Annotated in this window: 11 protein-coding genes and 1 riboswitch; of the genes, 5 read left to right on the forward strand and 6 right to left on the reverse strand. The window is 74.4% G+C overall.

The features are described from left to right. Positions 1-35 precede the first annotated feature (35 nt). The 6 genes from JFN87_RS27200 to JFN87_RS27225 form a co-directional block, all read right to left on the reverse strand. The gene (locus JFN87_RS27200) at positions 36-842 is read right to left on the reverse strand and encodes an enoyl-CoA hydratase/isomerase family protein (protein ID WP_209344119.1); all 807 of its coding nucleotides are present in this window, start codon (positions 840-842) and stop codon (positions 36-38) included. A gap of 131 nt (positions 843-973) precedes the next feature. Next, positions 974-1195, reverse strand: coding sequence for a helix-turn-helix domain-containing protein (locus JFN87_RS27205; RefSeq protein WP_018518904.1), 222 nt, complete (start codon positions 1193-1195; stop codon positions 974-976). Positions 1196-1540: 345 nt separating this feature from the next. Further along, positions 1541-3139, reverse strand: a complete 1599-nt coding sequence (locus tag JFN87_RS27210) for an ABC-F family ATP-binding cassette domain-containing protein (RefSeq protein WP_209344121.1) — start codon at positions 3137-3139, stop codon at positions 1541-1543. A gap of 297 nt (positions 3140-3436) precedes the next feature. After that, positions 3437-4771 (reverse strand): hypothetical protein, encoded by a 1335-nt coding sequence (locus JFN87_RS27215; protein WP_209344123.1) that lies wholly within the window; start codon positions 4769-4771, stop codon positions 3437-3439. 240 nt (positions 4772-5011) lie between these two features. Beyond that, on the reverse strand, positions 5012-6142 hold the full coding sequence (locus JFN87_RS27220) for an alpha/beta hydrolase (protein WP_209344125.1): 1131 nt from the start codon (positions 6140-6142) through the stop codon (positions 5012-5014). A 97-nt stretch (positions 6143-6239) separates the two neighbouring features. Further along, the gene (locus tag JFN87_RS27225) at positions 6240-6929 is read right to left on the reverse strand and encodes a class II aldolase/adducin family protein (protein ID WP_209344126.1); all 690 of its coding nucleotides are present in this window, start codon (positions 6927-6929) and stop codon (positions 6240-6242) included. Positions 6930-7093: 164 nt separating this feature from the next. Between JFN87_RS27225 and JFN87_RS27230 the strand changes: the two genes are divergently transcribed. The 5 genes from JFN87_RS27230 to JFN87_RS27250 form a co-directional block, all read left to right on the forward strand. Next, on the forward strand, positions 7094-8302 hold the full coding sequence (locus JFN87_RS27230; protein WP_209344128.1) for an inorganic phosphate transporter: 1209 nt from the start codon (positions 7094-7096) through the stop codon (positions 8300-8302). Between the two features lie 172 nt (positions 8303-8474). Then, positions 8475-8672 carry a hypothetical protein gene (locus JFN87_RS27235; protein ID WP_030908967.1) on the forward strand — a complete coding sequence of 66 codons (198 nt, stop codon included), beginning with the start codon at positions 8475-8477 and terminating at the stop codon, positions 8670-8672. 138 nt (positions 8673-8810) lie between these two features. Next, positions 8811-8891: riboswitch (cobalamin riboswitch) on the forward strand. A gap of 56 nt (positions 8892-8947) precedes the next feature. Further along, positions 8948-9946 carry a cobalamin biosynthesis protein gene (locus JFN87_RS27240; protein WP_209344130.1) on the forward strand — a complete coding sequence of 333 codons (999 nt, stop codon included), beginning with the start codon at positions 8948-8950 and terminating at the stop codon, positions 9944-9946. Continuing rightward, positions 9943-11484 carry a cobyric acid synthase gene (locus tag JFN87_RS27245; RefSeq protein ID WP_209344133.1) on the forward strand — a complete coding sequence of 514 codons (1542 nt, stop codon included), beginning with the start codon at positions 9943-9945 and terminating at the stop codon, positions 11482-11484. The genes JFN87_RS27240 and JFN87_RS27245 overlap by 4 nt, the downstream gene beginning before the upstream one ends. Before the next feature lie 95 nt (positions 11485-11579). Next, on the forward strand, positions 11580-13391 hold a 1812-nt coding region (locus tag JFN87_RS27250), incomplete at its 3' end, for a putative cobaltochelatase (protein WP_209344134.1).

The raw sequence follows: 13391 nt of genomic DNA on the forward strand, positions 1-13391 counted from the left end.
GCGCGCGGCGCGCGCGTGCCGCCGCGCCGATGGCGTCAGTCGCCGAGGCCCGCCAGGTCGCGCAGGCGCCTCGCCTGGGCCGCCCGTTCCGCGGCGCGCTGGTCCGCGTACGTGCGCGTCGACGCGCCCCTCAGCAGCGCCTTCGTCTCGATGACCGCCTCACGCGGTGCGGCCAGCAGCGCGGACGTCAGGTCGGACACCGCCTCGTCCAGTTCCGCGCGTGGCACCGTGAGGTTGGCGAGACCGATGCGTTCGGCCTCGTCGGCGTGGACGAAGCGGCCCGTCACGCAGATCTCGAGCGCGCGCGCGTAGCCCACGAGGTTGACCAGGGGGTGCGTGCCCGCGAGGTCGGGGACGATGCCCAGGCTGGTCTCGCGCATGGCGAACTGCGCGTCGTCGGCTGCGACCCGCAGATCGCAGGCGAGGGCGAGCTGGAAGCCCGCACCGATCGCGTGGCCCTGGACCGCGGCGACCGACAGGACGTCGTTCTGGCGCAGCCAGGTGAACGCCGACTGGTAGCCGGCGATCGTGGCGTCCAGATCGGCGTCGCCGAGGCGCGCCAGGTCGGGAAAGGAGGGCTCGCCCTCGAACCCTTCGGAGGTGAACGCCTGGCGGTCGAGTCCCGCGGAGAAGGAGATGCCCTCACCGCGCACCACGACCACCCGGACGCTGCCCGGCAGTGACGCCCCGGCCTCCGCCAACGCCCGCCACAGGGCGGGAGACTGTGCGTTGCGCTTCGCCGGAAGGGTCAGCGTCACCGTGGCGACGGCTTCCTCGACGGTGAGCCGTACGCCGTCCTTGTCGATTACGGGTACGGGATCGAGCGATTCCGATGCGGTCATGCGGGCCTCCGGTCCGGGCAGTCGCCACAGCGTCGAGCACCGCCAAGTGGTCGAGCACTGCTAAGTGACTGCACAGTAACCACCGGGGCGATCATGCGACCGCCCAGGGGTCACCGGCCGGACCGGGGTGGTCAGGCCGTAGCGGCCTTCTTGCCGCGCGTGGCTCCGCCGCGGCCCCGCAGGGTCACTCCGGACTCGCTCAGCATCCGGTGGACGAACCCGTAGGAGCGGCCGGTCTCCTCGGCCAGCGCCCGGATGCTCGCACCGGAGTCGTATTTCTTCTTGAGGTCTGCCGCGAGCTTGTCGCGCGCGGCGCCGGTCACCCGGCTGCCCTTCTTCAGAGTCTCGGCCACCCGTGCCTCCTCATGCGAAGTGCGCTCTGGACTTCTCATGATCACCCCTAGCGGCGATCCTGGCCACCCATTCGGCAAGGTCCACCCCACGGACTTTGTCGTACTTCAACATTCCAGCACGAGCGGAATTGGCCGTTCCAGAGTTGATCGAGGTCGGCGTTCGCCATAACCCGACCCGAAATGCCTGGTCAGCGACGGGTGGAGCGGAGGTGTCCCGGATGTCGGGCGGGATACGTGTCCCAGGCACGTAGGCACGCCGGGGTAGTAGACGGCCTCACCCAGATGATGGATCACCGCTGAGCCGGATGATCCATCCCGTGGCTCCCCGTGGCGGGGCCGCCGCCGTCAGGCGAGCGCCACCAGGTCCTTGTAGTCGGCTCCCCACAAGTCCTCGATGCCGTCGGGCAGCATGATGATCCGCTCGGGCTCCAGCGCGTCGACGGCGCCCTCGTCGTGGGTGACGAGGATGACGGCGCCCTTGTACGTGCGCAGCGCCCCGAGGATCTCCTCGCGGCTGGCCGGGTCGAGGTTGTTGGTGGGCTCGTCGAGCAGCAGCACGTTGGCGGACGACACGACGAGCGTCGCGAGCGCCAGGCGCGTCTTCTCTCCGCCGGAGAGCACCCCGGCCGGCTTGTCGACGTCGTCGCCCGAGAACAGGAAGGATCCCAGCGTCTTGCGTACGTCGACGAGGTCGAGGTCGGGCGCGGAGGACCGCATGTTCTCCAGGACCGTGCGGTTCGGGTCGAGGGTCTCGTGCTCCTGCGCGTAGTAGCCGAGCTTGAGGCCGTGGCCCGGGGTGACGGCGCCGGTGTCGGGCTTCTCTACGCCGGCGAGCAGCCGAAGCAGCGTGGTCTTGCCCGCGCCGTTGAGGCCGAGGATGACGACGCGGGAGCCCTTGTCGACGGCGAGGTCGACGTCGGTGAAGATCTCCAGCGAGCCGTACGACTTGGACAGCGCCTCCGCCGTCAGGGGCGTCTTGCCGCAGGGCGCGGGGTCGGGGAAGCGCAGCTTGGCGACCTTGTCCGCCTGGCGCACGTCCTCGAGGCCGGAGAGCAGGCGCTCGGCGCGGCGTGCCATGTTCTGCGCGGCGACCGTCTTGGTGGCCTTGGCCCGCATCTTGTCGGCCTGCGCGTTGAGCGCGGCGGCCTTCTTCTCCGCGTTGGCGCGCTCGCGGTGGCGGCGCTTCTCGTCGGCCTCGCGCTGCTGCTGGTACAGCTTCCAGCCCATGTTGTAGATGTCGATCCTGGAGCGGTTGGCGTCCAGGTAGAAGACCTTGTTGACGACCGTCTCGACCAGTTCGACGTCGTGGGAGATCACGACGAAGCCGCCGCGGTACGTCTTGAGGTAATCGCGCAGCCACACGATCGAGTCGGCGTCGAGGTGGTTCGTCGGCTCGTCGAGCAGCAGGGTGTCCGCGTCGGAGAAGAGGATGCGGGCGAGCTCGACGCGGCGGCGCTGGCCGCCGGACAGGGTGTGCAGCGGCTGGCCGAGCACCCGGTCGGGCAGGCCGAGCGCGGCGGCGATGGTGGCGGCCTCGGCCTCGGCGGCGTACCCGCCCTTGGTCAGGAACTCCGTCTCCAGGCGCTCGTACTTCTTCATCGCCTTCTCGCGAGTGGCGCCCTGGCCGTTCGCCATCCGCTGCTCGTTCTCGCGCATCTTCTTCAGGACGGTGTCGAGGCCGCGCGCGGACAGGACGCGGTCGCGGGCGAGCACGTCGAGGTCGCCGGTGCGCGGGTCCTGCGGCAGGTAGCCGACCTCGCCGCTGCTGGTGATGGAGCCGGAGGCGGGCTGGCCCTCGCCGGCCAGGCACTTCGTGAGGGTGGTCTTGCCGGCGCCGTTGCGGCCGACGAGGCCGATGCGGTCGCCCTTGGCGATGCGGAAGGTGGCGGACTCGACGAGGATGCGGGCTCCGGCGCGCAGCTCTACACCGGTTGCGGTGATCACGGTAAGACTCCAGGGCGGGAAGGACGGCGGAAGGGCAGGCGGAGGGACTTCGACGCCGCTAATGCACAAGGAGAAATGCCATACGGCCATTCTACCGGTCGGCGCGGTGGGCCCGCGCAAGCCGCCGCCGCCCCGGCGGCAGCGGCCTACCGGGGGCGGCGGCCGGGGCGTCCGCCCTGGTGGGAGGCCGCGTACGCGGCGGTTGTCAGCGCCGGGTGCCGGGGGCGCCTGCCGGCCGGAGGCCGGCGGAGAGAGCCGGGTCACAGCCGGGTGGACACAAGGGGGTCGCCGGGTCCGTCAGGCCCCGCCGGTGTGCACCTGGAAGGCGGCGCGCCGTACGGCCTTGGCGAGGGCGGGGTCGGGGTGGGCCGCGGCCAGCGCGACGAGCACCTGCACCGTCCTGGGGTGGCCGACGGCGCGCACCTCCTCGATGAGGGCGGGCACGTTGCCCTGCACGGCCGAGTCGAGGTGGCGCACGAGGAGTTCGCCGTCACCGTGGTCGGCGACGGCGGCCGCGGTGTCGATCCACAGCCAGGTGGACTCCTCGCGCGTGAGCACGTCGTGCGCGTCCTCGGGGTCCGCGCCCTCGTACTCGGCGAGCCAGATCAGGGCGTAGGGCCGCAGCTGCGGGTGGTCGACGGCGGAGCGCACGACGGGCTCGGCGGGCGCTCCGACCACGCGCAGCGCCTCGAAGGCGAGACCGCGCAGCAGGGCGTCCTCGCCCCGGGCGACGGCGAGGAGTTCGGCGACCGCGCTGGAGACGGTGCGGGCGGCGAGCCAGGCGCGGTACTCGGCGCGCGCGGGCCCGGGGGTCAGCCGGGCGCAGCCGTGCAGCATGTCCTGCGCGGACTGCTCGATGTTGCCCGCGGGGCTCTGGGCGGCGACGCAGATCTGCTCGAGCTTGACCCAGACGGCCCAGTTGCCGAGCGGGGTGAGCGTCGCCTGCTCGCGGCCGAGGGTGAGCGCGCCGACCGCCGCGAGCCCCTCCAGGGCCCAGCGCAGCAGCGGGGCGAGGGATGCGGCGGGCACGGCGGTGCGCGGGGTGTCCGCGGGCGGGGTGACGGCCACGGCGTCGGGGTCGCCGGGCGCGGCGGGATCGTAGGTGACCTCGCAGCGCTCCTCGTGGAGTTCGGCGACGCGCTGGCGCAGCAGGTCCAGCAGGGCGGGCTCGGTAACGGGGCCGGCCGAGAGCTGGAGGAGGGAGAGCACCTGGGGTACGGACTCGATGACCTCGGAGACGGTGCCGGTCGCGACGCCGCGCGGTGCCGGGTGGATGAGCGACCAGGCGTCGAAGAGCGCGACCCAGCCGCGCAGGACGGCGCTGTCGTCGCTGTCCCAGGCGTGCAGCCGCCAGCCGGGGCGCACGACTCCGTCGTGGAGTTCGACGAGCCCGGAGAGTTTGGCGCGGTCCCACGCGGTGCTCGCCTGCGTGGGCGTCAGCTCCAGCACGGCGACGGCGCGTTCGAGTGCGCGCGGCCCGAGTGGCCCGGCTCCCGGGTCGCCGTCCGCGGCCGCCCAGCGGGCCATTCGCACGGCCTCCGCGAGTACGGCCCTCGCCTGGCGGGCCAGCTCGGCCTGGGGCGGCGTGCCCTCGGGGGGCCGCGGTGCCTGGCGGTTGCGTCCGGTCGTCACGGCCCGTCGTGCGGAGGCCAGTGGCTGCGACGGTACGAGTCGGAGTCTGGAGTTGCGCGCCAATTGCTCATCAGGCTTTCGGGACGTCACGGATGGCAGTCTCCCCGCTGACCGCCGGAAAGCCCAAACGGAACGTGTCGTCCGGGCCGGTGGCCGAATGTGCCGGGGCGTCTCGCACGGCTTTGTCCGTTGTGCTCCGCCTCGTGCGGGCGCGCGAGGCCCCGCACGGCTCGCGGCGGCTCACATCAGGGGGGTGATGAATCGGCGCAGTGCCTCCTCGTACGCGTCGGGTCCGGCGTTCCACATGGCCGCGTGCGGCGCGTCCGGAACGGTGTGCAGGCTGACGAAGTCCGGCCGCGCCCGTGCGGCGGCCCGGGACGCGTCCCATGGCGCGATCCTGTCGCCAGGACCGTGGACGAGGAGGGTGGGCACCTGCAGGTCGCGGGGGAAGAGCGTGCCGGGCGTGCGCTCGCCGTCGAGCCCGGTCCTGCCCTGGGCCGCGCGTACGGCGAGGGGCAGGACGGGCGCGGGCGTGCGGTGGGCCGAGGCGAGCGCCCTGAGGGTGGCCTGCCAGTCCAGCACGGGCGAGTCGAGGATGAGCCCGCTGATCCTGTGTTTGCGCGAGGAGTCCGCCACGCAGCGAAGGGCCATGGTCGCGCCGGTCGACCAGCCGTGGAGGATGACGCGCTGCGCACCCGAGCGCAGCGCGAAGCCGATGGCCTCGTCGAGGTCGCGCCACTCGCTCTCGCCGAGGTGGCCGAGGCCCTCGCGGGGGCGGGGCGCGTCCGCGTCGCCGCGGTAGGAGAGCGCGAGGACGGGGAAGCGCCACTGCGTGAGGAACGGCATGACGTTCATCGCCTGGTTCCTCGTGGTGCCGAGGCCGTGCACGCAGATGGCCCACGTGTCGCGGGCGCCGGGCACGAACCAGGCGGGCGCGTCGCCCAGTTCGCCGGGGACGCGCACCTCGCGGTGGTCGAGGCCGAGGGCGCTGCCCGGGTCGCCCGCGTACACCTCGGGGGTGAGCCGCACGCGCGTGCCGGGCGTGAGCCTGCCCTGGCTGACGCGTTCGAGGCGGCGCACGACGGTGTCGGCGCTGCGGTCGGCTCCTTCGAGCACGGGCCCGACGGCCGCGTGCACGCCCGGCCCCTGGAGCCCGTAGGTGCCGGGCCGCAGCGACGCGAGGCCGCGGGTCAGGGTGACGCGGTCCTCCCCCGCCGCGTGGACGGTGAGCTTGGCGTCCGTCGGCAGGGGTTTTCGTGGATGCGCCTTGAGGGCCGCGTCGCTCGCGTAGCGGCCGGCGGCCAGTGCCGCGGCCGCGCCGACTCCGATCACTGTGGTGACGGCAGCTGCCGTCGCTGTAGCGGGGCGCACCTGACAAGTGTCCGCAGCCCGGGCCGCGCGCGCCAGTGGGCGTCTGCCGCGACGGGCCGGCCGGGGGCCCGCGGGGGCGTCCGGGCGGCGGGCTCGTTCAGCCGCCCGGCTGCTCGTCGGCGGGGCGCTGCCCGTACCCGGCCAGCTTCCGGCCGACCGCGGCGATCTCGTCCTCGGACAGCAGCGAGGGCGTGTGGCCGGGTACGGAGGCCGCGGTGAGCCACACCCTGCACATCCACTCCAGTTGCGCCATCCGGTCGTACGCCTGGTCGAGGGTGGTGCCGTGGGTGACGGCGCCGTGGTTGCGCAGGAGGCAGCCGCTGCGCCCTTCGAGCGCCTCGACCATCCGCTCGGCGAGCGCGTCGGTGCCGTACGTCTCGTAGGGGGCGACGCGTACGGGTCCGCCGAGCGCGGCGGTCATGTAGTGCACGAGCGGCAGCTCGGGCACGAGGGTGGAGACGGCGGTGGCGTGCACGGCGTGCGTGTGGACGACGGCACGCGCGGCGCTCGTGCGGTAGACCGCGAGGTGCATGGGAAGTTCGCTGGTGGGCGCGAGGGTGCCGAGCACGCGCCGGCCGTCGAGTCGCACGGCGAGTGCGTCGTCCGGGGTGAGGCGGTCGTAGGGGACGCCGCTCGGCGTGACGAGCACGAGGTCGTCCACGCGGACGGACACGTTGCCCGACGTGCCCACGACGAGTCCTTCGGCCGCTGTCCTGCGCGCGGTCGCGACGAGGTCGCGCCACGGCTCGGCCAGCGCGTCCCTGAGCCGGTCTGCCATCTCTGTCATGGGGAGATCGTGCCAGTCGCGCCGGGCCAGGGGAGGGTTCCCGCGGGAGGGCGCGTGCACGGCGCGCGGAGCGGCACCGCGAATACCGGCCCAGTTCACCTTGCGTTCACCCTCACTCCGTACGTTCATCTTGCCCACACCACGTCGAACGATTGCCTGGGTCCATGGAGCATGTGACGCTGCTGCTCGCGGTCGTGATCGCGACAGCCCTCGTGTTCGATTTCACGAACGGCTTCCACGACACCGCCAACGCGATGGCGACGACCATCTCGACCGGTGCGCTCAACCCGAAGATCGCGGTGGCGATGTCCGCCGCACTGAATCTCGTCGGTGCCTTCCTGTCCGTGGAGGTCGCCAAGACGATCTCCGGCGGGATCATCGACGAGCACGGCATCGATACGCAGGTCATCTTCGCCGCCCTGGTCGGCGCGATCCTCTGGAATCTGGCCACCTGGCTGCTCGGGCTGCCGTCCAGCTCGTCCCACGCCCTGTTCGGCGGCCTGATCGGCGCCGCCGTCATGTCCGCCGGGGTCTCGGCCGTCAACGGCGGGACCCTCGTGACGAAGGTCCTGCTGCCCGCGGTCGCCGCGCCGCTGGTGGCGGGGCTCGCGGCGCTGATCGCCGCCCGCATCACCTTCCGCCTCGGCAAGCACGCCGACGACGAGGCCACCGCGAAGGGCTACCGCGCGGGGCAGATCGCGTCCGCGGCGCTTGTCTCCCTCGCGCACGGCACCAACGACGCCCAGAAGACGATGGGGGTGATCACGCTGGCGCTGGTCACCGGAGGCGTGGTCGCGCCCGGTTCGAACCCTCCCGTGTGGGTCATCGTCTGCTCGGGCCTCGCGATCGCGCTCGGCACGTACATCGGCGGGTGGCGCATCATCAAGACGATGGGCACGGGCCTCACCGACCTGCGTCCGCAGCAGGGGTTCGCGGCGCAGACGAGCGCGGCGATCTCCATCCTCGCCTCCTCCCACCTCGGGTTCTCGCTCTCCACGACGCAGGTCTGCTCGGGCGCGGTGATGGGCGCGGGCCTCGGCCGCAAGGGCGGCTCCGTGCGCTGGTCGACCGCGACGCGCATGGCCGTCGCGTGGTGCCTGACGCTGCCGGCCGCCGCCCTCGTCTCGGCGGGCGCCGAGTTCGTCGCCGGCCGCGGCACGTGGGGCGTCGTGGCGGTCGGCGTCGTGCTGGTGGCGGCGTCCGGTGCGATCTGGCTGGCGGCGCGCCGCGAGCCGGTCACCGCGCAGAGCGTCGCGGCCCCCGCCACGCGGCCCGCCGCACTCACCGGCCAGGAGCAGGCGGGCGACCTCGCCGCAACCATCCCGGGGCCGCCCCCGGCGGCCGCCACCGCGCAGCGTTCGGCCGCGGCGTGACGGCGGCGGGCGCCGGCGCCGGCAGGCGTCACGGCGGTCACCGCGGTCACCGTGATCCCAGCATCCACGGCCGCCACGGCAGTCACGGCAGTCACGGCAGTCACGGCAGTCACTGCGAGCACACCAGCCACAGCCGCGGAGCACGTCGCGGCACGAACAAGGACACCCACGCATGAACATCGACTGGGCCTCCGTCGGCGCCGTCTTCGGCGTCAGTCTCCTGGCCACCGTCGGCCTCGTCGGCCTGTTCGCCCTCGGCACCGTCGGCCTCGCCAAGCAGGGCTCGGCGCTCGTCAGTTCGGCGTCGTACGCCTGCTTCGCCCTGTGCGCGGCGGCCGTCGGCTACGGGATCTACCTGATCGTCGCCTGACCGGCGCCCGACCGTCGCCCGGTCCACGCCCCGGGCCCCGTGTGTCCCTTCGCACACTCCCCCACCGCAGGTCAAAGGGGAGTTGACGGGCGTTGTGGTGCGTGGTGGACTGCCGGGGCCATTACCGCGGCAGCAGCAGAGGAAGCCGGTGCGAATCCGGCGCGGTCCCGCCACTGTCACCGGTGCGCGCCCACCAGGCGCCCCGGGAGCCAGGAACTCTCGCAGCCGTGTTCACGTCGAGCCGGGGCGCGGACCCTGAGTGAGGACACTGCCCCATGCCTGCCCGCGGTGCGGCCGTCAAGGCGATCTCCGTGTCCGGCGCCGCCGCCGGGCTCGGCCTTCTCGCGGACGCCGTGTTCGGCGATCCCCGCCGCGGCCACCCGGTCGCCGCCTTCGGGCGTGCCGCCGGCGCCCTGGAACGGCGCCTGTGGCGGGACGACCGGGCGCGTGGCGCCCTGTACACCGCGGTCTGCGCCGGCGGGGCCGTCGGCTGCGCGGCGCTCGCGGCCCGCGCGGTGCGGGGCCGCGACGGCGCGTCCCTCGTGCTCACCGCCGCCTCCGTGTGGGCCGTGGTGGGCGGCAGGTCCCTGGCGCGCGAGGCCTCGCTCATCGGGGCGTCGCTGGCGGCGGGCGACATCGAGGCGGCCCGGGCGCGCCTGCCGCACCTGTGCGGACGCGACCCGGACGGCCTGGACGCGCGGCAACTGGCCCGCGCTGTCGTCGAGTCGGTCGCGGAGAACACGTCGGACGCCGTGGTCGGCGCCCTGGTGTGGGGCGCGGTGGCGGGCGTGCCAGGGCTCGCCGGGTTCCGCGCCGTGAACACGCTGGACGCGATGGTGGGCCACCGCTCGCCGCGCCACCTGCGGTTCGGCTGGGCCTCCGCACGCCTCGACGACGTGGCCGGGTGGCCCGGCGCACGGCTGACGGCCGCGCTCGCCGTCCTCGCCGGCGGCGCGCCGCGCAGGGCGCTGGACGTCGTGCGCGCCGACGCGCACCGCCACCCGAGCCCCAACGCGGGCCCCGTGGAGGCGTCGTTCGCCGGGGCGCTCGGCGTGCGGCTCGGCGGGACGCTGGCGTACGGCGGGCGGGTCGAGCACCGGCCGGTGCTCGGCGGCGGCCTGCCCGAGGTGGAGGTCGCGGACATCGCGCGCGCGGTGCGGCTGTCGCGGCGGGTGACGTGGCTCGCGTTCGCCGCGTGTGTGGCGGGCCGGTTCGCGAGGGGGGCCATACGGGGATCCGCGGGCGGACCGCGGGGCGGGGAGGCACGGCGGTGAGCGGCGGTCGGGCGCGGGGCGGTGGCCTGCTGGTGGCGGGGACGACGTCGGACGCGGGCAAGAGCGTGGTCACCGCGGGCATTCTGCGCTGGCTGGTGCGTCAGGGCATGAAGGTGGCGCCGTTCAAGGGCCAGAACATGTCGCTGAACTCGTTCGTGACGCGCGAGGGCGCGGAGATCGGCCGGGCGCAGGCCATGCAGGCGAGCGCGGCCGGGATCGAGCCGAGCGCGCTGATGAACCCCGTGCTGCTGAAGCCGGGTGGCGACAGCAGCAGCCAGGTGGTGCTGATGGGCAGGCCGGTGGGCGAGCTGAGCGCGCGCGGCTACCACGGCGGCCGCCAGGAGACGCTGCTCGGCACGGTCCTCGACTGCCTGGACGAGCTGCGCTCCCGGTACGACGCGGTGATCTGCGAGGGGGCGGGCAGCCCGGCCGAGATCAACCTGCGCCGCACGGACATCGTCAACATGGGGGTCGCGCGGGCCGCCCGGCTGCCGGTGGTGGTGGTCGGCGACATCGACCGCGGCGGGGTCTTCGCGTCGTTCTTCGGCACGACGGCGCTGCTTTCCCGGGAGGACCAGGAGCTGGTCGCCGGGTATCTGGTGAACAAGTTCAGGGGCGACGTGTCCCTGCTGACGCCCGGTCTCGACATGCTGCGCGGCCTGACGGGGCGTCCGGCGTACGGGGTGCTGCCGTGGCGGGAGGGCCTCGGCATCGACGAGGAGGACGGCGGCCTCGGGGCACGCGCCGCGCGGCCCGTGCTGCCCCCGGTGGGCGAGGAGGTGCTGCGCGTCGCGGTGTGCGCGGTGCCGCTGATGTCGAACTTCACTGACGTGGACGCGCTGTCGGCCGAACCGGGCGTGCGGGTGCGGTTCGTGGAACGCGCGGACGACGCCGCCGACGCGGACCTCCTGGTGGTGCCCGGCACCAGGGGGACGGTGCGGGCGCTGGCGTGGCTGCGCGAGCGCGGCTTCGCGTCCGAGCTGGCACGGCGGGCGGCGCTGGGGCTGCCGGTCCTCGGCATCTGCGGCGGCTACCAGGTGCTGGGCGAGCGGATCGAGGACGACGTCGAGTCGCGGGCGGGAACCGTGCCCGGCCTCGGCCTGCTGCCCGTCCGCGTGCGCTTCGCGGCGGAGAAGACGCTGGCACGGCCGGTGGGGACGGCACTGGGCGAGCGCGTCGAGGGGTACGAGATCCACCACGGGGTGGCTTCGGTCGAGGGCGGCGAGCCGTTCGTCACGTACGCCGGCACCGCCGGTCAGGACCCGGACGGCTGCGCGGTGGGCGCGGTCCGTGGCACGCACTGGCACGGGGTGCTGGAGAACGACGCGTTCCGGCGCGCGTACCTGACAGAGGTGGCGCGCGAGAGCGGCCGCCGCTTCGTGGCGGTGCCGGACACCGAGTTCGGCGCGGTGCGTGAGGCCCAACTGGACCGGCTCGCCGACCTGGTGGAGGAACACGCGGACACGGCGGCGCTGCTGCGGCTGATCGAGACGGGCCCACCACCCGGACTCCCGTTCATCCCCCCGGGAGCACCGTGAGCACCGCCGCGGGTCGCGCACGCGCGCTCGTTCGCCCCGCCCCGCCCCCGCGTTCACGTCCACGTTCCGAACGGCTCGCGTCGTCAAGGAGATTCATGACCACCCCGTATCCCTTCACCGCCGTGGTCGGCATGGACGACCTCAGGCTCGCCCTGCTGCTGAACGCCGTCAGCCCCGCCGTCGGCGGGGTGCTGGTGCGCGGTGAGAAGGGGACCGCCAAGTCGACCGCCGTGCGGGCCCTTTCCGCGCTGCTGCCGCAGGTCGGCGTCGTCGCCGGGTGCAGGTTCTCCTGCGACCCCGCCGCGCCCGACCCGCTGTGTCCCGACGGGCCGCACGGCAACGAGCCCACCGTGCACCGGCCCTCGCGCATGGTGGAGCTGCCGGTCGGCGCCTCCGAGGACCGGCTCGTCGGCGCGCTCGACATCGAGCGGGCGCTCGCGGAGGGCGTGAAGGCGTTCGAGCCGGGGCTGCTCGCCGAGGCGCACCGCGGTGTGCTCTACGTCGACGAGGTCAACCTCCTCCACGACCACCTGGTCGACCTGCTGCTCGACGCGGCCGCGATGGGCGCCTCGTACGTCGAGCGCGAGGGCGTGTCGGTGCGGCACGCGTCACGGTTCCTGCTCGTCGGCACCATGAACCCGGAGGAGGGCGAGCTGCGCCCGCAGTTGCTCGACCGGTTCGGCCTGACGGTGGAGGTCGCCGCCTCGCGCGAGCCCGGCAGCCGCGTCGAGGTGGTGCGGCGCCGCCTGGCGTACGACGACGACCCCGAGGCGTTCGCCGCGCACTGGGAGGACCGGGAGGGCGCCCTGCGGGACCGCATCGCCGCGGCCCGCGCGCTGCTGCCCGAGGTCACGCTCGACGACGGTGTCCTGCACCGGATCGCGGCCACCTGCGCGGCCTTCGAGGTCGACGGCATGCGTGCCGACATCGTCATGGCACGCACCGCGACGGCGCTCGCCGCGTGGGCGGGACGCACCAGCGTGACCGCGGACGACGTGCGGCAGGCCGCGCTGCTCGCCCTCCCGCATCGCAGGCGCCGCAACCCCTTTGACGCGCCCGGGCTCGACGAGGACAAGCTCGACGAGGCCCTGGCGGACTCCGCGGCAGAGCCGGACGGCGAAGACGGCCAGGACGGCGGGGACGGCGGCGAGGGCCCCGACGACGATCCGGACCCCGGCCCCGGCGGGCCGGGCGGCCGCGGCCCCGAGGACCGTGGTGGCCCGGCGCCCGACGGCCCTGCGTCCGACGGCGCGGGCGCGTCCGGGTCGTCCGGCTCCGGGCCGTCCGAGGGCGGCGTACCGGCGCAGGGCTCCCCGCAGGCGCCTGAGCGTCCCGCGGCCAGTGCCGGGGAGCCGTTTCGCGCGAAGGTCCTCACCGTTCCCGGGCTCGGCGAGGGCGCGGCGGGACGCAGGTCGCGTGCGCGCACGGAACACGGCAGGACCACCGGGTCGCGGCGTCCCCGCGGGGCGCTGACCAAGCTGCATCTCGCGGCGACCGTGCGGGCGGCCGCCCCCCACCAGCGGGCACGCGGCCGCTCGGGACCCGGCCTCGTGGTGCGCGCCGACGACCTGCGGCAGGCGACGCGCGAGGGCCGCGAGGGCAACCTCGTGCTGTTCCTGGTGGACGCGTCGGGCTCGATGGCGGCCCGCCGGCGGATGGGCGCCGTGAAGGGCGCCGTGCTGTCGCTGCTGCTCGACGCGTACCAGCGACGCGACAAGGTCGGCCTCATCACCTTCCGCGGCCGCGACGCGTCGCTCGCGCTGCCGCCCACCTCGTCCGTCGACGCGGCCGCCGCCCGGCTCGAGTCGCTGCCCACCGGGGGCCGTACGCCGCTGGCGGCGGGGCTGCTCAAGGCGCACGACGTGCTGCGCGTCGAGCGGCTGCGCGACCCCGCGCGTCGCGCGCTG

It is taken from the genome of Streptomyces montanisoli, from assembly GCF_017813245.1.
GTDB lineage: Bacteria > Actinomycetota > Actinomycetes > Streptomycetales > Streptomycetaceae > Streptomyces > Streptomyces montanisoli.